Source organism: bacterium, from assembly GCA_019912885.1.
Taxonomy (GTDB): Bacteria; Lernaellota; Lernaellaia; order JACKCT01; family JACKCT01; genus JAIOHV01.
In genome coordinates this window covers 75417-102214 of record JAIOHV010000229.1, presented here as the reverse complement: position 1 = coordinate 102214, position 26798 = coordinate 75417, and the positions used below count along the sequence as shown (strand labels likewise).

The 26798-nt window shown below is 65.0% G+C and carries 21 protein-coding genes; 9 read left to right on the top strand and 12 right to left on the bottom strand.

Going from position 1 to position 26798, the window contains the following annotated elements:
• Positions 1–450: PDZ domain-containing protein (locus K8I61_20655; protein MBZ0274455.1), on the top strand; the 450-nt coding region annotated here is incomplete at its 5' end.
• Here K8I61_20655 and K8I61_20650 read toward each other — a convergent pair.
• Entirely contained in the window at positions 447–1994 is a 1548-nt protein-coding gene (locus tag K8I61_20650) for a hypothetical protein (protein MBZ0274454.1), read from the bottom strand. The genes K8I61_20655 and K8I61_20650 overlap by 4 nt on opposite strands.
• Positions 1995–2230: 236 nt before the next feature.
• A complete protein-coding gene (locus K8I61_20645; protein MBZ0274453.1) occupies positions 2231–2812 on the bottom strand; it encodes a YceI family protein in 582 nt (193 codons plus the stop codon).
• 196 nt (positions 2813–3008) lie between these two features.
• Here K8I61_20645 and K8I61_20640 point away from each other — a divergent pair, with 196 nt between their 5' ends.
• Together K8I61_20640 and K8I61_20635 are read left to right on the top strand one after the other, a co-directional pair.
• A complete protein-coding gene (locus K8I61_20640; protein ID MBZ0274452.1) occupies positions 3009–4385 on the top strand; it encodes an ATP-grasp domain-containing protein in 1377 nt (458 codons plus the stop codon).
• Positions 4386–4478: 93 nt separating this feature from the next.
• Positions 4479–5417 (top strand): ferredoxin--NADP reductase, encoded by a 939-nt coding sequence (locus K8I61_20635; GenBank protein ID MBZ0274451.1) that lies wholly within the window; start codon positions 4479–4481, stop codon positions 5415–5417.
• A gap of 102 nt (positions 5418–5519) precedes the next feature.
• Here the strand turns inward: K8I61_20635 and K8I61_20630 are convergent, their stop codons facing one another.
• A complete protein-coding gene (locus K8I61_20630) occupies positions 5520–5918 on the bottom strand; it encodes an OsmC family protein (protein MBZ0274450.1) in 399 nt (132 codons plus the stop codon).
• A gap of 345 nt (positions 5919–6263) precedes the next feature.
• Between K8I61_20630 and K8I61_20625 the strand changes: the two genes are divergently transcribed.
• The 3 genes from K8I61_20625 to K8I61_20615 all read left to right on the top strand — a co-directional run bounded on the left by K8I61_20625 (position 6264) and on the right by K8I61_20615 (position 10829).
• Positions 6264–7727 carry a hypothetical protein gene (locus K8I61_20625; GenBank protein MBZ0274449.1) on the top strand — a complete coding sequence of 488 codons (1464 nt, stop codon included), beginning with the start codon at positions 6264–6266 and terminating at the stop codon, positions 7725–7727.
• Positions 7724–9115, top strand: coding sequence for a hypothetical protein (locus tag K8I61_20620; protein ID MBZ0274448.1), 1392 nt, complete (start codon positions 7724–7726; stop codon positions 9113–9115). Before K8I61_20625 ends, K8I61_20620 begins: the two co-directional genes overlap by 4 nt.
• 217 nt (positions 9116–9332) lie before the next feature.
• On the top strand, positions 9333–10829 hold the full coding sequence (locus K8I61_20615) for a C45 family peptidase (protein MBZ0274447.1): 1497 nt from the start codon (positions 9333–9335) through the stop codon (positions 10827–10829).
• Between the two features lie 185 nt (positions 10830–11014).
• Here K8I61_20615 and aroF read toward each other — a convergent pair whose 3' ends face one another.
• The 9 genes from aroF to K8I61_20570 form a co-directional block, all read right to left on the bottom strand.
• Positions 11015–13069, bottom strand: a complete 2055-nt coding sequence (gene aroF / locus K8I61_20610) for a 3-deoxy-7-phosphoheptulonate synthase (protein ID MBZ0274446.1) — start codon at positions 13067–13069, stop codon at positions 11015–11017.
• Entirely contained in the window at positions 13066–14646 is a 1581-nt protein-coding gene (cimA, locus tag K8I61_20605; protein MBZ0274445.1) for a citramalate synthase, read from the bottom strand. Before cimA ends, aroF begins: the two co-directional genes overlap by 4 nt.
• Positions 14643–15701: a 3-isopropylmalate dehydrogenase gene (locus K8I61_20600; protein MBZ0274444.1), complete on the bottom strand. Its 1059-nt coding sequence runs from the start codon at positions 15699–15701 to the stop codon at positions 14643–14645. Before K8I61_20600 ends, cimA begins: the two co-directional genes overlap by 4 nt.
• Positions 15702–15711: 10 nt before the next feature.
• The gene (locus K8I61_20595; protein ID MBZ0274443.1) at positions 15712–17280 is read right to left on the bottom strand and encodes a 2-isopropylmalate synthase; all 1569 of its coding nucleotides are present in this window, start codon (positions 17278–17280) and stop codon (positions 15712–15714) included.
• 187 nt (positions 17281–17467) lie between these two features.
• The gene (gene ilvC / locus K8I61_20590; protein ID MBZ0274442.1) at positions 17468–18460 is read right to left on the bottom strand and encodes a ketol-acid reductoisomerase; all 993 of its coding nucleotides are present in this window, start codon (positions 18458–18460) and stop codon (positions 17468–17470) included.
• 18 nt (positions 18461–18478) lie between these two features.
• Positions 18479–18955 carry an acetolactate synthase small subunit gene (gene ilvN / locus K8I61_20585; GenBank protein MBZ0274441.1) on the bottom strand — a complete coding sequence of 159 codons (477 nt, stop codon included), beginning with the start codon at positions 18953–18955 and terminating at the stop codon, positions 18479–18481.
• Entirely contained in the window at positions 18952–20673 is a 1722-nt protein-coding gene (gene ilvB, locus K8I61_20580; GenBank protein ID MBZ0274440.1) for a biosynthetic-type acetolactate synthase large subunit, read from the bottom strand. Before ilvB ends, ilvN begins: the two co-directional genes overlap by 4 nt.
• A 343-nt stretch (positions 20674–21016) precedes the next feature.
• Positions 21017–21352 carry a type II toxin-antitoxin system PemK/MazF family toxin gene (locus tag K8I61_20575; GenBank protein ID MBZ0274439.1) on the bottom strand — a complete coding sequence of 112 codons (336 nt, stop codon included), beginning with the start codon at positions 21350–21352 and terminating at the stop codon, positions 21017–21019.
• On the bottom strand, positions 21337–21573 hold the full coding sequence (locus K8I61_20570; protein ID MBZ0274438.1) for a ribbon-helix-helix domain-containing protein: 237 nt from the start codon (positions 21571–21573) through the stop codon (positions 21337–21339). Before K8I61_20570 ends, K8I61_20575 begins: the two co-directional genes overlap by 16 nt.
• Before the next feature lie 557 nt (positions 21574–22130).
• On the opposite strand from K8I61_20570, the gene K8I61_20565 reads away from it, so the two are divergent.
• From K8I61_20565 to pabB, 3 genes are all read left to right on the top strand, one after another.
• Positions 22131–24659, top strand: coding sequence for an oligosaccharide flippase family protein (locus tag K8I61_20565; protein MBZ0274437.1), 2529 nt, complete (start codon positions 22131–22133; stop codon positions 24657–24659).
• A 140-nt stretch (positions 24660–24799) separates the two neighbouring features.
• Positions 24800–25387, top strand: coding sequence for an aminodeoxychorismate/anthranilate synthase component II (locus K8I61_20560; protein MBZ0274436.1), 588 nt, complete (start codon positions 24800–24802; stop codon positions 25385–25387).
• Positions 25384–26778 carry an aminodeoxychorismate synthase component I gene (gene pabB, locus K8I61_20555; GenBank protein ID MBZ0274435.1) on the top strand — a complete coding sequence of 465 codons (1395 nt, stop codon included), beginning with the start codon at positions 25384–25386 and terminating at the stop codon, positions 26776–26778. The genes K8I61_20560 and pabB overlap by 4 nt, the downstream gene beginning before the upstream one ends.
• Positions 26779–26798 lie beyond the last annotated feature (20 nt).

Here is a 26798-nt window from a genome sequence, read left to right as displayed (position 1 = left end):
AACCCCGGCAACTCCGGCGGGCCGCTTCTGAATCTCGCCGGCGAGGTGGTCGGCGTGAACACCGCCATCGTCAAGCACGCGCAGGGGATCGGATTCGCGCTGCCGTCGAACATGGCCAAGAGCCTTTTGCCGGGGCTTGCGCGCGAAGGGCGTATCCGCCGCGGCTACGCGGGCATCGGCCTTGCCGACGTGAACCCCGCCATCGCCCGCCGCGTGAAGGCCGATTCCGGCGCGGTCGTCGTGCGCGTGGACGAGCGCGGCCCGGCCGGCGTCGCGGGCCTTCGCGCGGGCGACGTGATCGTCGCGATCGACGGCGAGAAGATCGATTCCGCCATGGACGCCTCGCGCAAGATCGCCGTCGCCAAGCCCGGCGACCGCATCACGCTCGACGTGACGCGCAAGGGCGAGCCGGTGCGCGTGGCGTTCACGCTCGCCAGCCCGCGCGACTAGGTCTCCGGCACGCCGCTCGCGTCGAACCGCCGCGCGTCGATGTCGCCCCGGTCATAGAGGATCGCGAGGCAATCGTTTTTCGCGGCGCGGCAGCGCGCGTTGAGCGTTTCGGGCTCCACGATGTTGTAGTGGTTGATGCGCGTCTCGTAGATCATCTCGAGCGCGTGTTTGCCGCCGAGCACGTTCACGCCTTCCATGTAGAAGATCGAATACAACGGCGCGGGGCCCGGGCGCGCGTTGGCGAGCACGGCGTCGGCGCCGTCGGCGAGCTCGGGCACGTCCTGTTTGATCTGACGCAGGATGTGCCAGGCCATCTCGCCATTCGAGCGCATCAGGAATTCCTTGTGCTTGATCGACAGCACGTGGCATGCAAGCACGAGGGCGACCATCGCCGCGGTCAGCACGGTGAACGCGCGGCGCCCGCGCGCGAGGCCCCAGTCGTGGATGTCGAGCACGCCAAGCCCCAGGAAGATCGCGAAAAACGCGGCCGACTTGTAGGTGTATAGCTCGGAAACGCGCGTCGCGAGCGCGTCGGGGAAAAACGACAGCGCCATCAGCGCGAACAGGATCGCGAGCGACGTGCGATGCCGCGGATCGCGCCGCGCGAAACGCACCACGCCGACGGCGAGCCACGACGCCACGACGGCGATGACGACGGCCGTCGCGATCGCAAACGGCAGGCTCGCCTTGCGAAGGACGATGATCGTCGAACCGACGGGCGACAGCAGCGAAAGCAGCATCAGGCCGATATTTTTCGGCACGTTCGCGCCTAGCCACAGTTCGTAGCGCGAGCGGTAGCCGTAAACCATCGGCACGACGCCCGCCTGGTGCCGCATGAACAGGTAGAGGGCAAGCGCGGCGGCAACGGCGAGGCCGCAGGCGATCGCCGCGCGCCGGTCGATCCGCCACAAGTGCAGCGCCACGAGCGTGAGCGCGAGCATCGCAAATGTGACGCCGGAATCCTTCCAGAAAAGCGCGAGCAGCAAAAAGAAAAACGCCGCGGCGGCATGGCGGTATCCCGCCGCATCGCGCGGAAGCAGAACGCAAAGCGCGAGCAGGCCGAAGGTCGTCGACCACACCTGGCTTGCCGCATCCGCGGACAGGACCGCCATCGCATTGGTTTGATGCAGGCCGAAAAACACGGCGGACGCCGTGCCGGCGACGCGGCCGAAACCCAGGCGCAGGCAGAGCATCAGCACCGCGAGGCTCCCCAGCAGATGCCCGAGGATGGCGGCGGCATGGTAGAAGGCCGGATTCCGCCCGATGAGCTGATAGTTCAGACGGATGAGCAGGAACTCGAACGGGCGGTAGAACTCCGGGTTGTACGTCTCGAGAAACAGCTCCGCGACGGACTCGTGCGCGGTCTGCGCCACCGTGTTCCAGGAGTGGAAATCGTCTGCGTAAAGGCGAAGGTTCAGCGCCGGAGCGAACACCGCGGTGATGCCGACAAGGCACAAAGCGAGGATCGGCATCCACCGCCGGCCGAGCCACGCGGAAAGCTCCGCGAGCCGGCGGTCGTCCGGAAGGTCGGCGGACAGGGGCATCGCGCGCACGTTAAACGAGGATTGAGGATTGAGGATAGAGGATCGAGGATCGAGAGGAACCGCATTTTCACTGCAAAGGCGCAAATTCACGCGCGACGAACGCAAGGATGAATCAAACACGTTGCGTTCTTTGCGGTTTCTTTGCGTCTTCGCGGTAACGCGCGATTCGTCCACGCAAAAACGCCCCGCGCGCTTTCGCGCCGCGGGGCGTTTTGGGCAGGCGGCCGAGGCCGTCGCTACTTTTTGGTCGTCTCGGTATCGATGTCGAATTTGATTTCGTCGCCGACGGCCGCATCGGACATCGCATTGCCCGACTTCACGCCGAAATCCTTGCGGCTGATCGACCCTTCGACGTGAAACGCCGCGCGCGTCATGCCCCACGGATCCTTTTCGACGTAGCCGAGCTTCGTGACATCGAGCGTCACCGGCTTCGTGACACCCCGGATCGTCAGGTTGCCCGTCACCTTGGCCGTATCGTCGCTGACCTTCTGGACTTTCGTGCTCTCGAACGTGATCTTCGGGTACTTGGCCACATCAAAGAAATTCTCGCGCAGATCCTGATCGCGCTTCTCGTTGCGCGTGTTGATGCTGGCGGCGTCGATGGTCAGCGTCACCTTGCCCGCGTCCATCTTGCCATCCCAGTCCAGGGTGCCGGTGAAGTCCTCGAACACGCCGGACACCGACGCCAGCGCCAGGTGCTTCACCTTGAAGCCCAGGGACGTGTGCGTTGCGTCGAACTGCCACTCGGCCGCCACCGCCGCGGACGCGGACAGCGCAAACGCCACCACCGCAAACAAAACCAGAATTCGCCGTTTCATGGAGCCTCCTACGAATGTGTCATCGGGAAATTGGAAGGCGACGCCTGATTGCGTCGCCGACATCCGTAATGAAAGTACGATGCGGCCGATTGGCAAGTCGCGATCTCGCATAAATTGGTAAGATAACTAACAATATCGACCGATTTCGATATGTCCCGCGCGTTGACGCTCGCCCGGCCGAGGCTATCGTGACGCGATGGGCGATAGAAAACGCGTTCTTCTGTTGATGCGGACCTCGACTTACCGGGCGGGGGCATTCGTTTCGGCGACGCGCACGCTCGGACTGGAACTGACGGTCGGGCTGCCGGAGGAAAACTACCTCGCGAAACTCGACCCGGCCGGCAACATCACGGTGCCGTTTGACGACCTGGACGAGGCGGCGCGCGTCGTTTCGGAATACGCGCGGGAGCATCCGATCCACGGGATCGTCTCGCTCGACGCGCACGGCGTCGTGGCCGCGGCCGCCATCGGCAAGGCGCTTGGCCTTCCCGCGAACCCGCCGGACGCCGCCGCCGCGACGCAGGACAAGCTCGAACAGCGCAAACGATTCGCACACGACGCGGCCCTGGGATCGCCGCGGTTCGTGCTCGTGACCGGCCCGGAGGAGGCCGACCGCGCGGCGGACGCGATCGGCTTTCCGTGCGTCGTCAAGCCGCGATTTCTCGCGGCGAGCCAGGGCGTGATCCGCGCCGACGATCGCGCGTCGCTCGAGGCGGCGCTTTCGCGGTCGTCGGCCATCGTCCGCGATCCGTTCCCGCTGCTCGATCCCGGATGCGGCGCGGGCGCGGGCGATCTGGGGCCGTCGGAGAACGCCGTCGTACCGTTGCCCGCGCGGACCGGCGGCAAGAGCGAGGATGGCGGAAAGGGCGGGGAGAGCGACAACGCCCGCGACGATGCGATCGCGTCGCTGCTTGTCGAGGAGTATATCGTGGGCGACGAGTTCGCCGTCGAAGGCGTGCTGTCCGGCGGCGATCTGCGCGTGCTCGCGATTTTCGACAAGCCCGATCCGCTCGTCGGCCCGTTTTTCGAGGAGACGATCTACGTCACCCCCTCGCGGCGCACGCTCGACGAGCAGGCGGCGATTGTTGCGTGCGCCGAACGCGCGGCGCGCGCGCTTGGCCTTGCCGAAGGCCCGGTGCATGCGGAGGTCCGCCTTTCGCCGCGCGGCGCATTCATCGTGGAGATCGCCGCGCGCACCATGGGCGGCTCGTGCTCGAACGTCTTCCGGTTCGCGGGCGGCGCGTCGCTCGAGGAAATCATCCTCACGCACGCGATCGGCCGCGCGATCCCCGAACCGGGCCATGCGCACGCCTCCGGCGTCATGATGTTGCCCATTCCCGCGGACGGCGTGCTGGCCGGCGTGGACGGCCAGGAAGACGCGGCGGCCGTGCCGGGTATCGTCGATGTCTCGATCGCAGTCCCGGCCGGCAAGCACGTTCGCCGCCTGCCGGAGGGCTCGCACTATCTGGGCTTTCTCTTCGCGGCGGGCCAAACGCCGGACGAGGTGGAGGCGGCGCTGCGCGACGCCTTCGCGAGGCTTGCCGTCCGAATCGAAAAGGCGCCGGCGCGATGATTGCGAAGCGGCGGCGGATTTGGCACAACCGACGCGCGGCGGTTACGGTAGCGACCGCACCCCGGATATCGCGAATCCCGCGGGAGGAATTCCTTGCCTGATACGGACCATCTCATCGAAGCGCGCGCGGCGTACAACGCGACAATAACGTCGTTCAAATTTTGCAATCCCGACCTCGCGATCATTCGCGTGCGTCCGGATGACGGCGTCCCGGAATACAAGCCGGGCCAATACACGACGCTCGGTCTTCTGCGCGGCGAGGCGCGTGCGCCCGAATGCCAGGACGATCCGTACGAACCCGGCGAGGCGGGCAAAATGGTCAAGCGCGCGTATTCGATCTGCCATCCGGTGTTTTCGGACGCCGATCCGGCAGCGCTCGCGCCGCATCCGCTCGGCTATCTGGAATTTTTCATCGTACTCATCCGGGAAGCCGCGCCCGACAAGCCGCCGCTTCTCACCCCGCGCCTTTTCGCGCTTTCGGAAGGTTCGCGGATTTTCTGCGCGCCGCGCGTGGTCGGCAAATACACGCTCGACACCTGCGCCGAGGACATGGCGAGGCACGGCGACGACCTGAATCTCGTGTTCGTCTCCACGGGAACGGGCGAGGCGCCGCACCACGTGATGATCTGGGATCTTCTGCGCCGGGGCTTCAAGGGTCGGCTCTTTTCGATCATGTGCTCGCGCTACCGCGCCGACATGGGCTACGCGAACATGCACCGGCGGCTCGCGGAACTTTATCCAAACTACGACTTCGTCGAGATCACCACGCGCGACACGCCGGGCCGGAAGATGTACATCCAGTCCTTTGTCGAGGAGGGGCATCTGTTCGAGCGGCACGCGGGTTTTGCCGATCCCGCACGAACGCACTACTACCTGTGCGGCAATCCCGCGATGATCGGCCTGCCGACACGAAGCGACGGCACAAAGACGTATCCGGCGACCAAGGGCCTCGTCGAAGTGCTCGAAAATCTCGGATTCGCGGCCGACCACAAACGCGAGACCGGCAACATCCACTTCGAGGAATATTGGTAGGAGTCGGATTCGCGACTTCGGCATGATACGTCGTCGCCCGCCAATCGCCGACACTCCTCGCGATGGCCTCTTTCCTCTTTCCTTTTTCCTATATCCTCGTTCCTACTCCGTCGTGACGACGGCCACCTCGATATTCGGCGGATCGGCCAGCGCCTTTTTCACCGAGCACTGCGACACGGCGCGGATCATCGGCTCGCGGTACTTCTCCGGAAACTCGTGCGGCGTTTCCACGCGGATGCGGATGTCGGAAAAGCGCTTGGCGTCCTTGTCCCAAACGTTTTCCTGAACGACGCGAATGCCCTCGACGGAAAGCTCGCGCCCGCGGCAAAACGCCTGCACGTAGTAGCCCGCGCACGCGCCGAGCGACGCGAGAAACAAGGACATCGGGCTTGGCGCGCTCTCCTCGCCGCCGAACGCGACGGGCTGATCGGTGTGCACGACGTAGCCGTCCCACGCCGCGTCGACCTTCGCGCCGCCGGGGAATGTGATCGTCATTTTCATGGAGGACTCCTTGATGCTGCTTCGGCGCGCCGGGGCAAGCGCGCGGTGCGTTGCGTCAAAGGTAAGCACGGGCAACGCCGGCCGCAAGTCGTGTTGCGAGACGCGCGATCAAGCACTGAGCAAATAATCCGGAAGTCTGAAAGTCTGAATGTCTGGAAGTCTGAAAGATCGTCGCAAAGGGGCGCTTGTCCGTGCCCGAATGAGCCCCCGCCTCCACGCCGCTCGCCTCTCGCCTGGGAACGCCGTGCCCCAGTTCGGCACAAACCCGCTCGTGCGGCCGCGCGCGTCTCGCGCTATTTGCCGCCCCGAAACATTTGGCGCTTTTTCGTCTTCCGGGTAAACTACTTGGCTTCGATATCGGAGGGTGCGACGATCTTTCGCGTTCATCACGAGGTAGGCCGCCCGGCGCCAGGCGCGTCGAGTGGCAAGGCGCTCGCTTTCCTTCTGGCGATCGGCGCCGCGTTCATGTTCGCCGGTGTGGTTTCGTGCGGCGACATGCGCGTATCCGAGGGCCGCGAGGCGGTCGATTGGACACCGCCCTCCGGTAGCGACGACGACGCGGCGGACGACGACGCCGTCATCGACGATGACGACACCGCCGGCGTCGATGATGACGACATGGATGACGACGATGACTCCGCCGGCCCGCTGTTCTGGGAAGACGTCGCGCCGATCGTGTACAAGAATTGCCTGTCCTGTCACACGGAAGGCGGCATCGCGCCGATGGAGTTGAAGGACTACGACGACGCCGTGCGTTTCGCGCCGCTCATCGCGAACGAAGTGGAAGAGCGAAACATGCCGCCGTGGAACGTCGACAACAGCGGCGACTGCAATACCTACAAGGACGCGCGCTGGCTGACCGAAGACGAGATCGAAACGATCGTCGCGTGGGCGCGCGGGGACCGGCTCGAGGGCGACGCGGCGATGGCGCCCGCGATTCCCGATCCGCCACCCGGCCTTGACGAGGTGACGGCAAGCGTGAACATGGGCGTCGATTACGAGCCCGACGACGAGGATCTCGACGACAACCGTTGCTTCGTCATGAACCCCGATCTGTCGGCGGACGCGTATCTCGTCGCCTTCGACATCCGCCCCGGCGCAAAAACGATGGTGCATCACGTTGTCGTGTTCGCGCTGCCGGACGCGGCCGCCGAGGCGCAGGTGGCCGCGCTCGACGCCGGGGACGAACGCCCCGGATACACCTGCTACGGCGGCCCGGGCGCGACGGGCGCAAGTTACATCATGGGCTGGGGACCCGGCAGCGGGCCGACGTATTTCCCCGAAGGCACGGGCATCAAGATGCTCGCGGGGCGCAAGCTTGTGATGCAGGTGCATTACAACCTCATCAACGGCGTCACGACGGATAACACGGCGATCGACATGAAACTTCGGCCGGGCGTCGATAACCCCGCGTTTTTCTACCGATTCGTGGACTGGAGCATCTTTTTGCCGGCGGGAGAACCGCTCATCGTCGAAACCTCCGAGTTCGTCATCCCGCCCGAACTGTCCGACGCCACCTTGTGGGGCGTCGCGCCGCACATGCACGAGGCTGGCAAGATCATGCACGTCGAGTTCGATCGCGAGGGCGAGGAAACGCAGTGCGTTCTGGATGTATTCGACTGGGACTTCCACTGGCAGAATTTCAATCTCTACGAAACGCCGCTGCATGTGGTGGGCGGCGACATCTTCCGCGTGAGTTGCGGATACGACACCACGGATCGCGAGGTGGTCACGACATTCGGCGAGGGGACCGCGGACGAGATGTGCAACAACCTTTTCTACATCGCGCCGGGATGGGTTGCGCCATGACGCGCGCAATTTTTCTGATGGCGATTTTCGCCGCGCTCGCGGGCGCGATGCTCGTTGCGGCGTGCGGCGATCTGGGCGACGGCGCCGATCCGGACACAGGCGCGGCGGATGACGACACCGCGGCGGCCGACGACGACCCCGCCGACGGCGGGGACGACGATACGAACGCCGGCGATGACGACGCCCGCGATGACGATGACGACGACGTTTCGGACGACGCGCCGCGTTTTTGGGAAGACGTCGCGCCGATCATTTACAACAATTGCCTGGACTGCCATCAGACCGGCGGCCTTGCGCCGATGGCGCTCGAGACGTACGACGACGCGGTGCGTTTCGCGCCGCTCATCAAATCCCAAACCGCGTCGCGCGCCATGCCGCCGTGGAACCCGGACAACAGCGGCGCGTGCAACACGTACGAAGACGCGCGCTGGCTGACCGACGCCCAGATCAAAACGATCGGCGATTGGGTGGACGGCGGCCGGCCCGAGGGCGATCCCGCCAAGGCACCCGATTTCCCCGATCCGCCCGAGGGGCTCGACACGGTGACGCACGTGATCGACCCCGGCATCGACTTCGTGCCGGACGCGTCGGTGGACGATGACTACCGGTGCTTCATCGTCGATCTCGATCCCGCCCTGACCGAGGACCAGTTCATCACCGCGTTTCAGATCAAGCCCGGCGATTTGCGCATGGTTCACCACGTTATCGTGTACGCGCTCGACACCGCGATGCACGAAGCCAAAGCGCGAGCGCTGGATCGTGAGGATGCGATTCCCGGCTACGCGTGCTTTGGCGATTCGGGCGTCCAGGGCGCGCGCTGGCTGATGTCGTGGGCCGGCGGCGGCGGCGCGAAACCCTACCCCGAGCGCACGGGCCTGCGCCTCGTGGCGGGCCGGCCGGTCGTCATTCAGGTGCACTACGACTTGCGCCGGTACGTCGGGCCGGATCGCACGACGGTGGATGTCACGCTCGCGCCGTCCGTGGAGATCGAAGGGCTGATTCTCCTCGCGTTCAACGATCAGTTTTATTTGCCGCCGGGCGAGGAGCGCGTGACGATCACCAAGGAATTTCCGATCCCGGGCGCGACGGCCGGCGACGACGTCCTGTTCCACGGCGTGTTTCCACACATGCATTTTTTCGCGACCGAACAACGCATCGGAGCGTGGCGAAACGACGAGGAAACGTGCCTGCTCCAGGTGAACAAATGGGATTTTCACTGGCAGGGTTATGCGACGTACAGCGAGGCGATCCCCGCGAAGGTCGGCGACACGATGCGCCTGTCGTGCACGTATGACACGCGCGGCGCGAAAGGGCCGATCTATTGGGGCGAGGGTCTCGACGACGAGATGTGCATCACGCAGTTCTATATCACGCCGTATTTCGAGTGAGGATCGAGGATTGAGGATTGAGGACCGAGTGGCATCGTGTCGTTCGCCGTTTTATGACGAGAAGAACCACCGTGTCCTCCGTGTCTTCTCCGTGCGCTCAGTGTTCCGCCGAATTGCGATTCCTGCGATTCCAAATTTGCAATCTGCCCCTCATAGCCCTTCAGCGCCAAATTCTGTAAAATTCTGACTTTATTTCGCCCGGGAGGCGCTCGTTCCCATGAACCGTCGAGTCATCGTCGCAACGATCCTTCTTGCCGCCCTCGCGGCCATGCCCGCGTTTGCCGCCGAGATGGTCAACGGCGAGCTGTGGGCCGTTGGCAACCAGCGCGTCCTGCACATCTGGGGCACGGACTACGAGATGGGCTATGCGCACGGCTATCTGCTGGCGCAGGACATCCTGGACAACATGGATGTTTACCTCTATCCCGGTGGGCGCTACACCGCGCCGGAATACGAGTTCATCCGCGACACGTCGCTCGCGACGCTCTCGTTTCACCCGGAATTCGCCCAGGAGGTGCAGGGCGTTTACGACGGCATGGTCGCCTCGGGCGTCGATCTCGATGTGCCGTCGATCGGCCGCGACTTGAACCTCGGCGACTTGATCGCGCTGACCGGCACGCGCGAGCTGGCGGGGCTTTGGTGCTCGACGTGGGCGGGCTGGGGCACGGCGACGGAGGCGGATCCGGAAATCGCGGGTGGCCTCGCGATCGGCCACAACACGGACTACAACCTCATCGACGTCTCGCCGTTTCACGCCGGCGAACACGGCGTCATCTTCGCGTACGAACCGGGCGACCCGGCGCGGCAGCGCTACGCGTCGATCGGCTTTCCAGGATTTCTCGGCATGGTTTCGGGCATGAACGAGCACGGCGTCGGAATCGTGATCAACCGCGGTTCGTTTCGCCCCGATCCGGACGACATGATCCTCGATCCCAAGCCCGACATCGGGGTGTTCGAGACGCGGCGCGCGATCAGCCTCGCCGACCACAACGGCGACGGCGAAAACAACATCCTCGACATCCACGATTACTACGCCGACGAGGTGCGGCAATACGCGTCGATCATCGTCCAGGCGTTCGGCCCGGCGGCGAATTTCCAGCCGCCGACGGCCGCGCTCGAGATCAACAACCTCACGCGCGCCTCGCGACTGCCGGGCGATGATCCGAACCTTGCGCCCAATCAGATCCTGACGCTCAACTGGGAAGACAAGCTTTTCCCGACGCGGCCGTTCTTCCACCAGTTCCGCTACAACTACTCGCTGAACGTCATCAACGACTACCAGAAGAAGGTGAACCTCGAATCGATCTGGGGCTTCCTGCTGGCCGGCGCGGGCGCGCGCGATGTTTCCGTCACGTTGCACTCGATGATCTGGCTTCCGGACGCGATGCGCGTCGGCGCCTCGTTCTGGAACGACTTCGACAATTTGCCCGCCGAAAACAACGTCTGGTACGACTTCGAGGATCTCTTTTCGCCGCCTATCCCCGGCGACGACGACGACGATGACGCGGGCGATGACGACACCGCGGACGACGACGCGGACGACGACGATGCGTCCGGTGACGATGATGCGGCCGACGATGACGATGATTTGTCGGACGATGACGATGCGTCAGATGACGACGACGCGGCCGCGGATGACGATGCCGCCGCGGACGGCGCTGCAGCGGAAGAGGACAGCGCGCCGGAAGGCGAAATGGAAGGCTGCGGCTGTTGAGAATGAAGATGGAGGTTTGGAGATTGAAGATTGGGAGTAAGCGCGGCGATCAAGGCAAGCGCGGCGGGAATTTGCACGCCTTGTCGTCGAGCGTCGCCTGGCCACTCAAACCGGAAACGCCCCGATTATTTTGATCGACACCCGAAGCGCCACAACGGCCGTGGGTAATCTTCAATCCGCAATCTTCAATCTTCGATTCCCAGCGCTTTCCCCACGGCGCGCAGTTTCGCCGTCAGGTCCGCGAACAGCTCCGGCGTCAGCGCCTGCGGGCCGTCGCACAACGCCTCGTCCGGGTGCGGATGCACCTCCACGATGATACCGTCGGCGCCCGCGGTCATGGCCGATAGAGCCATGGCGTTGATGATGGTGCGGTCGCCCGCCGCGTGCGACGGATCGACGATCACCGGCAGGTGCGTCAGCTTTTTCAGCACCGGCACCGCCTGAAGATCGAGCGTGTTGCGCGTCGCGGTTTCGAACGTTCGGATGCCGCGCTCGCACAGGACCACCTGCGTGTTGCCGCCGGCCAGGATGTACTCCGCCGCGAGCAGCAATTCCTCGACGGACGCCATCATCCCGCGTTTGAGCAGCACCGGGCGGCGCACGCGCCCGACCTCGGCCAGCAGCGAGAAGTTCTGCATGTTGCGCGCGCCGATTTGCAGCATGTCGGCCTTGGCGGCCACTTTCGCGACATCGTTGGGGTGCAGCACTTCCGTCACCACGGGCAGTCCGACCGTGCGCCCCGCTTCGACGAGGATGTCGAGCCCCTCGTAGCCCATGCCCTGGAATGCGTAGGGGGACGAACGCGGCTTGAACACGCCGCCGCGCAAAAGCTGACCGCCGCGTTCGCGCACGATGCGCGCCGCCTCGCCGATCTGCTCCTTCGATTCCACCGCGCACGGGCCGGCGATGATCGTGAAACCGCCGCCGCCGATGACGGCGTCGCCGATCCTGATCTGCGTGTCCTTCCGGCCCGGCACGCGCGCCGCGAGCTTGTAGGGCGCGGGCTTGGCGGGTTTCGGCTCTTCCTCGGGCGCGGCCTCACCGGTCGGCGCGAACGGTTCCGCCTCGGGCGGCACGCTCACCGCGTCGAAGCCCTTCGCGCGTATGGGATAGCAGCCCAAAATCTTCAGGTGCCGCGCGCGCTGGCGCACCTCGTCAAGCGCGGCGGACATCTTCGGATCGTCCAGGTGTCCCTCCACGTCGATGAAGAACTGATACTCCCACGGCACGTGCAGCATCGGCCGGCTCTCGAGCTTGACGAGGTTCAGGCCGTGATCGTGGAACGGGCGCAGGCACGAAAGCAGCGCGCCCTCGGTGTGATCGGTCATCAACACGAACGACACCTTGCACGGGATGCGCCGATCGTACGCGATCGCCTTTTTCGAGACGACGACGAACTTTGTGTAGTTCTCACGCTGATCGGCAATGTCGCGTTTGACGACCGCGAGGCCGTACAAATCCGCCGCGTCCTCACTTGCGATCGCGGCGTGCGTGATGTCCTGTCGCTCCTTCACGCGGCGCACCGCTTCGGCGGTGTCGGTGAAGCTTTCGATGGTGCAGTTGGTCAGTTGCGAGAGAAACTCGCCGCATTGCAACAGCGCCTGCGGGTGCGAGGCGACGTGGCGGATGTGCCCGAGCGGAACGTTTTCGAGGCCGATCAGGCAATGCACGACCTGCCACACTTCCTCCCCGACGACCGACAGCGAGCTTTCGTCGAGAAGGCGGTAGGTCGCGTTGATCGAACCGGCGATCGTGTTTTCGATCGGCAGCACGGCGAAATCCAGGTCGCCCGCCTCGCACGCGGCCACCACCTCGCGGAACGTGCGAAAACCGACGAACGCGCAGTGGTCGAGCTGCCTCGCGAAATATTTGTTCGCGGCCAGAAAGCTGTAGGCGCCCTCGACGCCCTGATAGCCGACGCGCACGAGCTTCGCGTCGGCCTGCGCGTCCGCTCGCGAGAGCAGGCGCTGCTGCTCGTCCATCGAATATTCAATGATGTCGTTGAAGATGCGCCCGACGTAATACGGATTCAGACCGCGCTCACGCGCCTTTTTTTGCAGCGCCGCGAGCAATTCCTTTTCGCGATTTTTGTCGCGCAGGCTCGTCTGCGGATGCGCAAGTTTCTCCGCGGCCACATGTTCCACCAGCTCCATGCGCCGGCGCAGCGCGGAAAGCAGCTCCTCGTCCGCGCAATCGAGCTCGGCGCGGATCTCGTCCAGCTTCGTCGGTATTTTCGTCATGCGTTTTGCGCCGGACGCAGGCGATGAAGGCCGTATTCGATGGCGTCGTACAGCGCGTCCCAGCTTGCCTTGATGATGTTTTCGTGCACGCCGATCGTGCCCCAGGTTTCGTGGCCGTCGCCGGATTCGATGAGAACGCGCGTCACCGCGGCGGTGCCGTGGCTGCCCTCGATGACGCGCACCTTGTAGTCGAGAAGCTCGATCTGCTTCGTCTCCTCGTAAATCTCCTCGACGCATCGCCTGAGCGCGCCGTCGAGCGCGTTTACCGGGCCGTTGCCCTCCGCGGCGGTGACGAAGCGTTTGTCGCCGACCTTGATCTTGATCGTCGCGTCGACAAGTCCGTCGGTCCGCGAGCGGCGGTGCAGATGGACGTGGTAGCCCTCGACCTCGAAAAAGCGCCGCCGCACACCGGCTTCTTCCATCAACAACAGCGCAAGCGACCCGTCCGCCGCCTCGAAGGTGTAGCCCTGGTACTCCAATTCCTTGATGCGCGCGAGCAGGTGCTTGAGCTGATCGGGCGTGAACGTGATGCCGAGCTTCTCCGCACGGTCCATGATCATCGAGCGCCCTGCGATCTCGGAAACGACGAGCTTGCGCTCGTTGCCGACGAGTGACGGGTCGATGTGTTCGTATGTCGAGGGGTCGCGGCTTACCGCCGAGCCGTGCGCGCCGCCCTTGTGCGCGAACGCGCTCTTGCCGACGTAGGCTTGATACGGATTGTGCTGAAGGTTCGCCGTCTCGGAGACGAAGTGCGACAACTCCACAAGGCGCGCGAGCCGGCCTTGCGGCAGGCATGGGCGATTCATCTTCAACTCGAGCGTCGGGATGATGCTGCACAGATTCGCGTTGCCCGTCCGTTCGCCAAGGCCGTTCATCGTGCCTTGCACCATGACGCACCCCGCCTCGACCGCGACGAGCGAATTGGCCACCGCGCACTCGATGTCGTTGTGCGTGTGGATGCCCAGATTCGCAAAACCCGCGGCGGACAGATCGCGCACGACGCGCTCGATTTCGCCGGGCGTCGTGCCGCCGTTCGTGTCGCACAAGACGAGAAACGCGGCGCCTGCGTCGCGCGCGGCGGCGAGCGTCTGTTTTGCGTAGTCGGCATCCTGTTTGTAGCCGTCGAAAAAGTGCTCGGCATCGTAAATCACCTCACGCCCGGCCTCGCGCAAAAACGCGACGGAATCGCGGATCATCGCGAGATTCTCGGCCGGCGTCGTGGCAAGCGCGACCTTCACCTGAAACTCGCTCGTCTTGCCGAAGATGCACACCGCGGGCGTTTTCGCGTCGAGAAGCGAGCGCAGATTGTCGTCATCGCCGGGAGCGGTGTCCTTGCGCCGCGTGGAGCCAAACGCCGTCAGCCGCGCGCGCGCAAGCGGCGCGGCGGTCATGCGCCGGAAAAATTCCAGCTCCTTCGGGTTCGAGTGCGGGTAGCCGCCCTCGATGTAGTCGATGCCGAAATCATCGAGCGCGTGAGCGATCTTGATCTTGTCGTTGACCGACAGCGTCACGCCCTCGCGCGCCATGCCGTCGCGCAGCGTTGTGTCGTACAGGATGATGCGTCCGTTATCGCTCATGACGCGTCCGCAAGATGCGCGATGACCGCGCCACCAACCTCGGAGGTCGACAGCTTCATCTCGCCGATATTCATGCCGCCCACGAAGGGGATGGTCGCAATCGTCGCGCGCTCGATGTCCGCCGCGGCGCCGTTTTCGCCGAGGTGTTCCAGCATCATCTGCACGGACGCGATCGCGGCCAGCGGATTGACGACGCCCTTTCCGGTGAATTGCGGAGCGGACCCGTGCACCGGCTCGAAGATCGCCGCGCCGCCCGGGTGGATGTTGCCGCTTGGCGCAAGCCCCAGCCCGCCTTGCAGCATCGCGGCGGCGTCCGTGACGATGTCGCCGAACATGTTGTCCGTGACGATCACGTCAAAGCGATCCGGGTTCATGAGCAGGAACATCGAAAGCGCATCCACGTGCTGGTATTCGGTTTTCACACCGTCGTATTCGCGCGCGACCTCATTGAACGTGCGCTCCCACAGATCCCAAGCGTAAGTCAGCACGTTCGTCTTGCCGCAAAGCGTGAGCAACTTGCGCTCGCGCCTTGCCGCGACATCGAAAGCATACCGCACGCACCGCTCCACACCCTTGCGCGTGTTGATGGATTCCTGCGTCGCCACTTCGTCGGCCGTGCCTTTTTTGAGGAATCCGCCCGCGCCCGCGTACAGGCCCTCAGTGTTCTCGCGCACGACAACGAAATCGAGGCCGACGGGCGCCTTGGCAAGCGGGCAGGGCACGCCGGGGAGCAGCTTCACCGGACGCAGGTTGATGTACAGATCGAGATCAAAGCGCATCTTCAAAAGGATGCCCTGTTCGAGCACGCCGGGTTTCACGTCCGGATGGCCGACGGCGCCGAGCAGCACGGAATCAAGTTCCGCGAGCTCGCGCAGGCGTTCGCCGGAGACAAGCTCGCCAGTCTTCATGAAATGTTCGCCGCCGAGCGGATGATGATGAAGGCGCACGGAAAATCCGCGGCGATCCGCGACGGCGCGTAGGACCTTCGTAGCTTCCGCCGTCACCTCCGGGCCGATGCCGTCTCCGCCGATGACGCCGATGTCGTACGTTTTCATAAGCCCGCCGTCACGACGCCGCACGCACGGCCGCCTTGGCGGCGCGCTCGGCGCGGCCAAGCGTTTTGGGCATCGCCTTCTTTTTCGCCAGGCGGTTGATGGCGTTCAGGTACGCGCGCGCGGACGCTTCGACGACATCGGTGGACGATCCGCGCCCCTGCATGACGAGGTCGCCGTCGGATACCGTCACCGTCACCTCGCCCATCGCGTCCTGGCCTTGCGTCGCCGCCTCGACGTGATAGCGAAGCAGGCGGCCCTTGAAGCGCGCGGCCTTGGCGATCGCGCGGTAGAGCGCGTCGATCTGCCCGTCGCCGCTCGCGGTTGCCTCGTGGGCGCGGCCCTTTTTCGAAAGCCGCACGACGGCGTACGGAATCAGGTTGATGCCGCCGAGCGACTGATACGTCTCGATCTGCAACTCGTCGGGCACCACGCCGAGCACGTCGTAGGCGATCGCCTCGAGTTCCTGATACGCCACGTTTTTCTTCGCGTCCGCGGTGTCCTTGAACTTCTTGAACGCGCGTTCAAGGTCGTCGCCCGCCAGGTGGATGCCGAGCTCTTCGAGCTTTTTCGAAAACGCGTGCCGGCCGGAGTGCTTGCCGAGCACGATGTTGTCGGCGCGATGGCCGATCTGCTCCGGCTGCATGATCTCGTAGGTGCTGCGCTCCTTCAGCACGCCGTCCTGGTGGATGCCCGACTCGTGCAAGAACGCGTTCGTTCCGACGACCGCCTTGTTGCGCGGAATCGGATAGCCCGTCAGGCGGCTGACCTTGCGCGACGTGTCGCCGATGTGCGCGACGTCGAGGTTCGTGTCCACCTTCATCAGATCGCGCCGCGTGCGGATCGCCATCGCCACCTCCTCGAGCGCGGCGTTGCCCGCGCGCTCGCCGATGCCGTTGATGGCGACCTCCACCTGGCGCGCGCCCTTGGCGATCGCCGCGAGGGAATTCGCGACCGCAAGGCCGAGATCGTCGTGGCAATGCACGCTCCACACGACCTTGCCCGCGCCTTTCACCTTGCGCCGCAATGTCGCGATGAGATGGGCGTATTCATCCGGCAGCGCGTAGCCCACGGTATCCGGCACGTTGATCGTCGTCGCGCCCGCCTCGATCGCCGCGTTGAACATGCGGATGAGGTAGTCCACGTCCGAGCGCGTCGCGTCCATCGCGGAAAACTCGACATCGCGGCAAAGCGCCTTCGCCTGACGTACGGAACGCACCGCGATCTCCAGCACCTCGGCCTCGGATTTCTTGAGTTGGTGTTTCAGGTGCGAGGGCGAGCTTGAGATGAACGTGTGGATGCGCGGTTTTTCGGCGCCGGCAATCGCGCGGCCCGCGCACGCGATGTCCGCCTCGTTCGCCCGCGCGAGCGCGCAGATGACCGGCCCGCGCACGCGATCGGCGATCGCTTTCACGGCGTTGAAATCGCCCTCGGACGCGATCGGGAAGCCGGCCTCGATGATGTCGACGCGAAGCCGCGCGAGCTGTTCGGCGATCTCAAGTTTTTCGCCCGCGTTCAGGTTGATGCCCGGCGACTGCTCGCCGTCGCGAAGTGTCGTGTCGAAAAAGAGGACCTTGTCCATAACCAACTCCGTATCGTTACCGGCCCCGTGCCCGTGCGAAAATCAGCGCGCGGGCTCGCGACCCCGAATGACGCGTATTTTCCTGTCGCGTTGCAGACCGCGCACTCCGCTGCGCTTCGTTTGCGGCTCTGACATCACAAAATGCCGCTTGCGATGGCATTCCCAATTCCCAATTCCCAATTCCGCACTACTTCTTCAGCCATCCCATCATGGCGCGCAGCTTCTTGCCGGTCTGTTCCACCGGGTGTTCCGCATCCTCGGCCAGGCGCTTCGTGTAAACCGGCAGGCCGGCCTCGTTTTCCGCGATCCACTCCTTTGCGAACTTGCCGGACTGGATGTCCGCGAGAAGGCGCTTCATCGTCGCGCGCGTATCGTCGGTGATGATCTCGCGGCCCTTCATCACGTCGCCGTATTTGGCCGTCTCGGAAATCGACGCGCGCATGCCGGCGATGCCCTGCTCGTAGATCAGATCGACGATGAGCTTCAATTCGTGCAGGCACTCGAAATACGCGACCTCCGGCTGGTAGCCCGCGCCGATCAGCGTGTCGAATCCCGCGCGGATCAGCTCCGACGTGCCGCCGCAAAGAACGGCCTGCTCGCCGAAAAGATCCGTCTCCGTCTCCTCGGCGAACGTCGTCTCGATGAGTCCCGCGCGCGCGGCGCCGATGCCCGCGGCGTACGCCTTCACGATGTCCCACGCCTTGCCCGTCGCGTCCTGGTGCACCGCGATGATCGCCGGCACGCCCTGGCCGTTTTCGTACACGCGGCGGACCATGTGGCCGGGGCCCTTGGGCGCGATCATGCCGACATCGACGTCATCCGGCGGGACGATCTGCCCGAAGTGGATGTTGAATCCGTGCGCGAAAAGCAGCGCGTCGCCCGCATCGAGATTCGGCCGCACCGCCTCCTCGTACAACTTCTTTTGCGCCATGTCCGGCACGAGCATCATCACGACCTGCGCGCTTTTCGCGGCCTCCGAAGGCGGGGCGACCGCCAGCCCCGCCGCCTTGACGGCGCCGGCGGATTTCGATCCCGCGCGCAGCCCGACGACGACGTTGACGCCGCTGTCCTTGAGGTTCAGCGCGTGCGCGTGCCCCTGGCTGCCGTAGCCCATGATCGCGACGGTCTTGCCCGACAGCGCGTCAAGCGGGCAGTCCTTTTCGTAAAACACGTTCGCCATGACCCGATGCTCCTCGTTTTAACGGCCGCGCCCGAGCGCCGCCTTGCCCGTGCGGGCGATTTCAATGATGCCGTATTGCGTCATGATTTCCTGAAACGCGCGCATCTTTTCGCTGTCGCCCGTGACCTCGGCGATGAGCGTGTTGCGCGAAAGATCGACGACCTTGCCGCGGAAGGTATTGATGATGTCGAGCAGCTCCACGCGTTTGGCGGCCGGCGCGTGGACCTTCAAAAGCATCAGCTCGCGGCCGACGGAGCCCGCCGGGTCCATGTGGCTGATCTTAAGGACGTTGACGAGCTTGTGGAGCTGCTTTTCGACCTGCTCCATCGGGTGCTGCGCCTGGTTGACGACGATCGTCATGCGCGAGATGTCCGGGTCCTCCGTCGGACCCACCGCGAGCGAGTCGATGTTGAACCCGCGCCGCGCGAACAGGCCGGAGATGCGCGTCAGCACGCCGGGCTTGTTCTCCACCGTGGCGGAAATCATCATTTTCATACGAGCTCATCCTCCACCTGCTCGCGCACCGAGCCGCCGGGCTTGACCATCGGCGTCACGTTTTCCTCCTCGGTCACGCGAATGTCCAGAAGCACCGGGCCATCGTGCGCGAGCACGTCGCGCAGCATGTCGTCGAGCTTTTCCGCGTCGGTGACGCGCTCGCCGCGGATGCCGTAGGCCTGCGCGAGCTTCACGAAATCCGGGGGCGCGTCGTAGGGCAGGGCGACCGACGAGTAGCGGTGGTCGTACATCTGCTCCTGCCACTGGCGCACCATGCCCAGGTACCCGTTGTTGATGATCATGAGCTTCACGGGCAGCTTCTCGATCGCCATCACGGCCAGCTCCTGGATGCACATCTGGATCGACCCGTCGCCCGACAGGCAAACGACCTGCCGGTCGGGCCGCGCCACCTGCGCGCCGATCGCCGCGGGCAGGCCGTAGCCCATCGTCCCGAGACCCGACGAGGACAGGAAACGGTCGGGCGTCTTGAAGCCGTAATATTGCGCGGCCCACATCTGGTGCTGGCCGACATCCACCGCGACGATCGCCTCCGGGTCCGCGAGCGCCGCAACGCGCTGAATCGCGTATTGCGGCTTCAGTTCGTGCGGCTTGCGCGCGTAGTCGAGCGGATATTTCTTGCGAATCTGGTCGATCGCCTCCCACCACTCGGCGCGCGATTCGTGGATCGGCTCCTCGGCGAGCAGGTCGAGGATCTGCCGGCAGACGGTCTTCGCGTCGCCGACGATCGGCACCTTCACCGGCACGTTTTTTTCGATCTCCGCGGGGTCCACGTCGATATGCACGATCTTCGCCTGGCGCCCGAACGTCGCTTTGTTGCCCGTGACGCGATCGTCAAAACGCACCCCAATCGCGAGGATCGTATCCGCGCGGGTGATCGCCCAGTTCGCGTAGCTCGTTCCGTGCATGCCGAGCATGCCGAGCGACTTGGGGTCGTCCTCCGGGTAGGCGCCAAGACCCATCACCGTGGTGGTGACGGGGCAGTTGATGGCGTTGGCCAAGTCGCGGATTTCGCGCGCCGCGCCGGCTCGCATGACGCCGCCGCCGCAGTAGATGATGGGCTTTTTGCTTTCGCGGATGACGCTCACGGCTGCGCGGATCTGCTTGGGGTGGCCCTCGGTGTTCGGCTTGAATCCGGGGAGCTTCGGCCCTTCCGTGTTCGGCTTCCAGGTGACGAGCGCCTTGCTCACGTCGGAGGGGATATCCACCAGTACCGGCCCGGGCCGGCCCGTGCGCGCGATGTGAAACGCCTGGTGGATGACAAGCGGAATTTCTTCGGCGTCCTTGATGAGCCAGCTATGTTTCACGATCGGCATGGTGATGCCGAAGATGTCCGCCTCCTGAAACGCGTCCGTGCCGATCAGGTAGGTCGGAACCTGGCCGGTGATGGCAACCATCGGGATGGAATCCATGTGCGCGTTGCAGATGCCGGTCACGAGGTTCGTCGCGCCGGGGCCGGAGGTCGCCAGGCACACGCCGACCTTGCCGGACGCGCGCGCGTAACCGTCGGCCATGTGCGAGGCGCCCTGCTCGTGACGCACCAGCACGTGGCGGATCGTCGATTCGATGATCGCATCGTAGATCGGCAGCACCGCGCCGCCGGGATAGCCGAAGATGACCTCGACGTTCTCGTACTCCAGCGAGCGGATCAGCGAGGTCGCGCCGTTGTGCTTGATGAAGCGGGAGTCGTCGAGCGCCATCTTTTGCCGCTCGGTCAATTCGGCCGCGGCGTCGCCCGGCGCATCCTCGATTCCGGTTTCGGCTTCGGCGCGGGCCGTGTCGTCCTCGTGCTTTTGCATCTTGGTCTCCAAAACAAAAAAACCGCCCCCGAATCCGGGGTCGGTCTTCTTCCGCTCTCGCGAGCTTTAGCGACTCGGACCCCGGTTAGCCCGGAACCCCCAGAAGGACGAGAATAAAAAGGCCTTCAAAGCGTCGCATCGGGACGAATATCCACAGTGGGGGCGTGGGTGTCAACCCCGCAAATGGCGGCAATTCGCGACAATCGAACGCCTGCACGCCCGCCCGGTAGGAGGGACGATTTCGCTATGCAATCAATTCCAGAAAACCGCCAACGATTTCATCGAGTTCGTCCCCCGACACGTTCCCGATCCGCCGCCCGAGCCGTTCGATGGAAATCGTGCGGACCTGACTCATTTTGACCCAGGATGCTTTCGGCATGCCCGCGGAATCGATACGATAAGTCAGCGGGAACCCCGCGCGCGGTTCCTGGCTCGTAATCGCAAGTGCGATGATCGTACCGGATCGGTTGTTGAAGATGCCGTGACTGATGATGAGCACGGGACGCTTCCGGGCTTGTTCGTGTCCCTTTACGGGATCAAGATCAGCCCACCAAATGTCGCCCCTCAGTATTCGGGCCATGAATCGCTCCCGAGAAACTCCTCCGCCATCGCCTGCTCCTCCGCCGGATCCAGCTTGGCGCATTCGGCGGCGAGGCGGCGTATTTTTGAATCGCGAAGGATGCTTTTGAGGGCTTCCTGAATGACTTTGCTGCGGTTGGGATAATGGCCGGCGGCGACGAGGCGATCGATTTCGACCGCGTCTTTTTCGTCGATCGTCACGGCGATTTTTGTCATCGGCATGGTGCGCTCCCGTTGGTAGGAGAAATGATAATACCAAAGGCTGGGGAGTCAAGCGGGCGGTATCCCGGCGGTGCATTTTGCTGCGTATCCAAGGGGCGCTTTCAAAAACCGGCGGCATGTTTTCCCGCGAAGGCGCATCCCCGGGACCGCAGGTGTCCTCACCTGCTTCGGAGGAATCCTCGAATCGCAATATAAGCAGGTGAGGACACCTGCGGTCCCAGGGTGTCGCCGCGTGGCGTCAACGGCCGGTGTGGTTTTTCAAGTTCACTGAGAAGCGGACGCAAGGAGCCGTGAAGCGAAGTGGCATTCCCAAGATGCCGTCAGTCGGGACGGACGGGGAGAGCGCTTGCTGACTGACATCGCAGCGTACCCGCTCCCTCACGGTCGCGGTTCCAACGGTAGACCCGATCCCTGACGGTCGCGGTTCCAACGGTAGACCCGCTCCCTGACGGTCGCGGTTCGTATTCATGGGAACCGGTTGCGATGTCCTTCCCGCCTTCCCGTCTTCCCGCCTTCCAGTCTATTCTTCGCTCATGCGGACGGGCACGGGCGCGCTCTTGATATCGAGGATCGTTTTCCTTGTCGCGGGATACGCGCTGTATCTCGCGATGGGGCGGATGCTCTCGACCGAACAATTCGGCCTGTACGGCGTCGTTTTCGCCGTCCTTTCCATCGTGAACATGGTTTTCGTCGTCGGGGCGACGCAGACCGTCAGCCACTTCGTCGCCGGCAAGCCGGGGCAGGAGGGCGGCGTGTGGCGGCTTGCGGCGCTTACGCAGCTTGCGTTCGCGGCGCCGGTCGGCGTGGCGTTCGCGTTCGCCGCGCCGCTTGTCGCCGCGTTTTTCCGCGACGCGGCGATGACGCTGTTTTTTCGCTGGGTTGGCATCATCGCCGTCCTGTACGCGCTTCTCGCCGTCAATCTCGGATATCTCAACGGGCGCGCGCGCTTCGGCAAGCAGGCGGCGATCGATATCGCATTTCAAGTCGTGCGCGTCGGCACGGTGATTTATCTGGTTGCGATCGGCTATGGCGTGCACGGCGCGCTCGCGGGCACGATGCTCGCCGCACTGTTCGTCTTCCTGGCCTCGATGCTCGTCATCGACCTTCGGGGCGTGACCGCGCGCGTGGATCTCGGCGCGCGCCGGCTGGCGTCGTACGGCGTCACGGTCATGACCGTCGCGCTGTTTTTGCACGTGCTGATGACAAACGATCTGCTGCTTTTGAAGCGCCTGTCGCACGAGGCGAACGCGAGCCTTCTGGCCGGCTACTACACCGCCGCGCAATCGATCGCACGGATTCCGTTTTTCCTCATGACCGCGATGGCGCTTGTGATCTTCCCCGCCGTCGCGAAATTGCGCGGCACGACGCCCGAAGCCGCGCGCCTTATGGCCGCGCGCTCCTCGACCGCGATGACGATGACGCTCGCCGCCGTGGCGGGCATGGTGCTGGCCGCGTGGCCGGTGCTCGGCGAGATCGTCACCGGGCTATACCCCGACACCTTTGCGCCCGCCGTTCCCTCGACGAAAATCCTGCTAGTCACGATGGCGATGCTGGCTCTCGTGAACGTGGGGACGAGCATCGCGAGCGGCGTCGGCCGGCCGGGCGTTTCTGCCGGCATATTGCTGACCGCGCTCGCCGTGCAGACCGGATGCGCGACGCTCCTGATTCCGCGCGGCGGCGTCGAGGGCGCGGCCTGGTCGACCGCCGCGGGGTGCGTCGCCGCGCTTGGCGCCATCGCGTATTTCCTTGTCCGCCATCTGGACGCGCGCATTCCCGGACGCGCGCTCGTCGCAATCGGCGCCGGAGGCGTGAGCGCGTACGGCGTGTCGTGGACCGTCGCCGCGCTGTCGCCGCCGGGATTCGTCACCGCGGCGCTCGCGGCGGGCCTCGGCTTTGCGGCGCACGTGGCCATCCTCGCGCTCGGCGGCCTGTCGATGCCCGTTGTCGAACGCGACGAGCCGCGCCGCATCCTGCTTGTGCCGTCGCCGCGCCACACGAACACGCACGACGCGGGCAACCTTCTGGTCGCCTCGCTCGCGCGTCACATCGCGCCGGGGACGCTTGCCGTGGTGCTGCCGCGCGGGCATCGCGGCTACGGCCTGACCGACAACGTGCTGCGCCCGTATCGCATCTACCCCGCCGCGACGCTCGGGCCGCTCGGCGGGCACGCGAACATGGCGCGGCTGTTCGCGTTTTTGTTCGCCAATCGCGGGCGTTTCACGGCGATCCATTTTCTTTTCGAGCCCGGCGCCGTGATGCGCGCGGGGTTGCGCCTTTTGCGCATCGCCACGCCGCGCATGCCGTTCATCCAGACGCTGATGCATCACCCCTCGCCGCCGTCGCACCGGCGCGTGGGGCTGTTCGCCGACGCGGTCACCGCCGCGAGCGAGGAGGACGTGCAGCTCGTCAAGCTCCTTCGCGGCGACGCGGACGTGCATCTGGTGCGCCCGGCGGTGGACGCGAGCATCGTCAAAGCGGACCGGGCGGAGCTTTGCCGGCGTCTCGCCCTTTCGCCGGCGGCCTTTCATATCATGTACGTCGGCGATCTGTGGCGCGACGGCGCGATGCCGCACCTCATCAACATCGCGCCGACGGTACTCGGGCGCTCGGAGCGCATCCACTTCCATCTTTTTGTTGTGTCGCGCGCGGCGGGCACGAACGATCGCGCCGAGCGCTACTACGCGCGGCACCTGTCGGCGTTTTGCGACCGTGCGAGCCTGCACCTGGGACAAAATGCGTTCGACGAATTGCTCGCGCTTCAAAGCGCGCTGCTTCTGCCGTGCGAATCGCCGGACGGGGAGACGGATACGGCGCTCACCGCGCTCGCCGCCATGGGGCGGGGGATTCCCGTGTTCATGCTTGACCGGTCGCCGCAAAACGAGGTCGTTCCGCCGGCGCTGCGCGACAGGCTGATCGCGCACGACGATGGCGGCCTGGCGCGCCGCGTCCTGGAGTTTTTCGAGGCGCCCGCGTCGATTCCACCCCAGGACCTGATTCGCCACGTGCACATGTCGTACGATCCGCGAACGGCCGCGCGCAAGATGGAGCGGATTTACGAAAGCCTCGCCCGGCGCGGGGAGGCGTGAGGCGCATACCGGTCGATAGCGGTTGGTGGTTTCGCGAAACGGCGGAATCGTTCGCCCTTGCGGGCGATTCCGATTCGTTTTAGGCATACCCCTTGTCCGTTTGCGGTCACGGCCGGCCGGCGCGGACCAAGGGTGCCCGGATGCGCGTTCTCGTCATCGACAACTACGACTCGTTCACCTACAACCTCGTCCAGGTGCTCGGCACGCTGGGCGCGGACATCCGGGTGGTGCGCAACGATGCCCAGAGCGCGGCGGATGCCCTGGCGATCGGCCCGGACCGCGTGGTGATTTCGCCCGGTCCCAAGGGGCCGGCTGACGCGGGGATCTCAAACGACGTCATTCGCGGCTGCGCCGACAAGCGGATTCCGCTTCTGGGCGTGTGCCTGGGGCACCAGTGCCTGGCCTTCGCGTATGGCGGCCGCGTCACGCACGGGAGTTCCCCCTTCCACGGCAAGACTTCGCTGGTATCAAACGACGGGCGCGGGGTTTTTACGGGCCTGCCGCGCCGCTTCGCCGTGGCGCGCTACCACTCTCTTGTCGTGGACGAGCACGCGCTGCCGGCGGGCTTTGTTGCCACCGCGCACACGGAAGACGGGGTTTTGATGGGACTTCGCCACGAGGCGCTGCCGCTTGAAGGCGTGCAGTTTCACCCGGAATCGTTCATGACCGCGTACGGCCCGGACCTCATGCGCAACTTCTTCGAAGGCCGTTGCGGGGGCGCGTCGTGAGCGGCCGCGTCGCGTTCCGCGCGCTTTCGATCGACGCGAGCCCGCCGGCGCTCGCCGGCGCGCTCGGCGGGCGGGACCGCCTCGCGTTTCTGGATTCGTCGCAGGTCTCCGCGCAGCTCGGGCGCTATTCCTTTCTATTATGGGAGCCGCGCGCCATCTTCGAGGCGACGCGCGAAGGTGCGCGTTTGCGTGAGGGCGGCACGTGGCGAGCGATCGGCCCGGACGTTTTCGCGGCGCTGCGCGAGGTACTTCGCGAGCGCGCGGTCGAGGTGCCGGCCGGGGCGCCCGCGCCGTTTCTAGCCGGCGCGGTCGGATATTTTTCGTACGACCTCGGCGGGCTGATCGAGCGCCTGCCGCATCGCGCGAACGGCGAGCCCGAGCTGCCGCTCGTCTCGCTTGGGCTCTACGACCGCGCCATCGTTTACGACAACCTCTCGCGTTCCTGGTATGCCTCCGCGTGCGCGTTCGGAGACGCGAGCCCCGAGCCGCTGCTCGATGCGGTCGAGGCCGATGTTGCGGTAGCCGCCCAATCCGCCGTGGACGACGATCCGCCGCCCGCCGCGCCGATCACGCTTTCCTGTTCGTTCACGCGCGAGGAGTATCTGGACCGCGTGCGTCGCGCGCTTGCGTACATCCGCGACGGCGACATCTACCAGGTGAACCTCGCGCGCCGATTTACGGGCTCGCTTGTCGGCGAGCCGTTCGACGTTTACCGCCGCCTGCGCGCCGCGACGCCGTCGCGATACGGCGCGTATCTCGATTGCGGAGATTTTCAGATCGCGTCCGCGTCGCCGGAGCTTTTTTTACGTCGCACGGGCCGGCGCGTGGAGTCGCGCCCCATCAAGGGTACGCGTCCCCGTCGCGCGGACGACGCGGACTTCAATGCGCATGCTGTCGCGGATCTGATTTCGAGTACGAAGGACCGCGCGGAGCTGTCGATGATCGTCGATCTGGTGCGCAACGACCTTGGCCGCGTTTGCGATTACGGCACGGTGCGCGTGGACGATCACGCGTGGGTGGACGAGCTGCCGACGGTGTTCCATACCGTCTCCACCGTGCAGGGGATGCTTTACGAGGGCATGGACGCGATCCATCTGCTGCGCGCGGCGTTTCCGGGCGGCTCGGTCACGGGCGCGCCCAAAATCCGCGCGATGGAGATCATCGACGAACTCGAGTCGGTACGCCGCGGGCCGTACACGGGCGCGCTCGGATACATCGGCTACAACGGCGACCTGTCGCTGAACATGGTGATCCGCACGATCGTCATGACGCGCGGGCAAGTGATGTTCCACGCGGGCGGGGGGATCGTCGCGGACTCGGACCCGGAGGCGGAACTCGACGAAACGGCGGACAAGGCGCGCGCGATGATCGCCGCGGTGGGCGGGCGATGATTTCGTCGGTACACAGGGAT

What these genes read in the sequence shown, in the direction of transcription:
- K8I61_20615 (MBZ0274447.1), top strand. Translation starts at nt 9,333, where the DNA reads ATGAACCGTCGAGTCATCGTCGCAACGATCCTTCTTGCCGCCCTCGCG.
- K8I61_20560 (MBZ0274436.1), top strand. Translation starts at nt 24,800, where the DNA reads ATGCGCGTTCTCGTCATCGACAACTACGACTCGTTCACCTACAACCTC.
- aroF (MBZ0274446.1), bottom strand. Translation starts at nt 13,069, where the DNA reads ATGACGAAAATACCGACGAAGCTGGACGAGATCCGCGCCGAGCTCGAT.
- K8I61_20640 (MBZ0274452.1), top strand. Translation starts at nt 3,009, where the DNA reads ATGGGCGATAGAAAACGCGTTCTTCTGTTGATGCGGACCTCGACTTAC.
- K8I61_20595 (MBZ0274443.1), bottom strand. Translation starts at nt 17,280, where the DNA reads ATGGACAAGGTCCTCTTTTTCGACACGACACTTCGCGACGGCGAGCAG.
- cimA (MBZ0274445.1), bottom strand. Translation starts at nt 14,646, where the DNA reads ATGAGCGATAACGGACGCATCATCCTGTACGACACAACGCTGCGCGAC.
- K8I61_20620 (MBZ0274448.1), top strand. Translation starts at nt 7,724, where the DNA reads ATGACGCGCGCAATTTTTCTGATGGCGATTTTCGCCGCGCTCGCGGGC.
- K8I61_20575 (MBZ0274439.1), bottom strand. Translation starts at nt 21,352, where the DNA reads ATGGCCCGAATACTGAGGGGCGACATTTGGTGGGCTGATCTTGATCCC.
- ilvB (MBZ0274440.1), bottom strand. Translation starts at nt 20,673, where the DNA reads ATGGCGCTCGACGACTCCCGCTTCATCAAGCACAACGGCGCGACCTCG.
- K8I61_20630 (MBZ0274450.1), bottom strand. Translation starts at nt 5,918, where the DNA reads ATGAAAATGACGATCACATTCCCCGGCGGCGCGAAGGTCGACGCGGCG.
- ilvN (MBZ0274441.1), bottom strand. Translation starts at nt 18,955, where the DNA reads ATGAAAATGATGATTTCCGCCACGGTGGAGAACAAGCCCGGCGTGCTG.
- ilvC (MBZ0274442.1), bottom strand. Translation starts at nt 18,460, where the DNA reads ATGGCGAACGTGTTTTACGAAAAGGACTGCCCGCTTGACGCGCTGTCG.
- K8I61_20645 (MBZ0274453.1), bottom strand. Translation starts at nt 2,812, where the DNA reads ATGAAACGGCGAATTCTGGTTTTGTTTGCGGTGGTGGCGTTTGCGCTG.
- K8I61_20570 (MBZ0274438.1), bottom strand. Translation starts at nt 21,573, where the DNA reads ATGCCGATGACAAAAATCGCCGTGACGATCGACGAAAAAGACGCGGTC.
- K8I61_20650 (MBZ0274454.1), bottom strand. Translation starts at nt 1,994, where the DNA reads ATGCCCCTGTCCGCCGACCTTCCGGACGACCGCCGGCTCGCGGAGCTT.
- K8I61_20600 (MBZ0274444.1), bottom strand. Translation starts at nt 15,701, where the DNA reads ATGAAAACGTACGACATCGGCGTCATCGGCGGAGACGGCATCGGCCCG.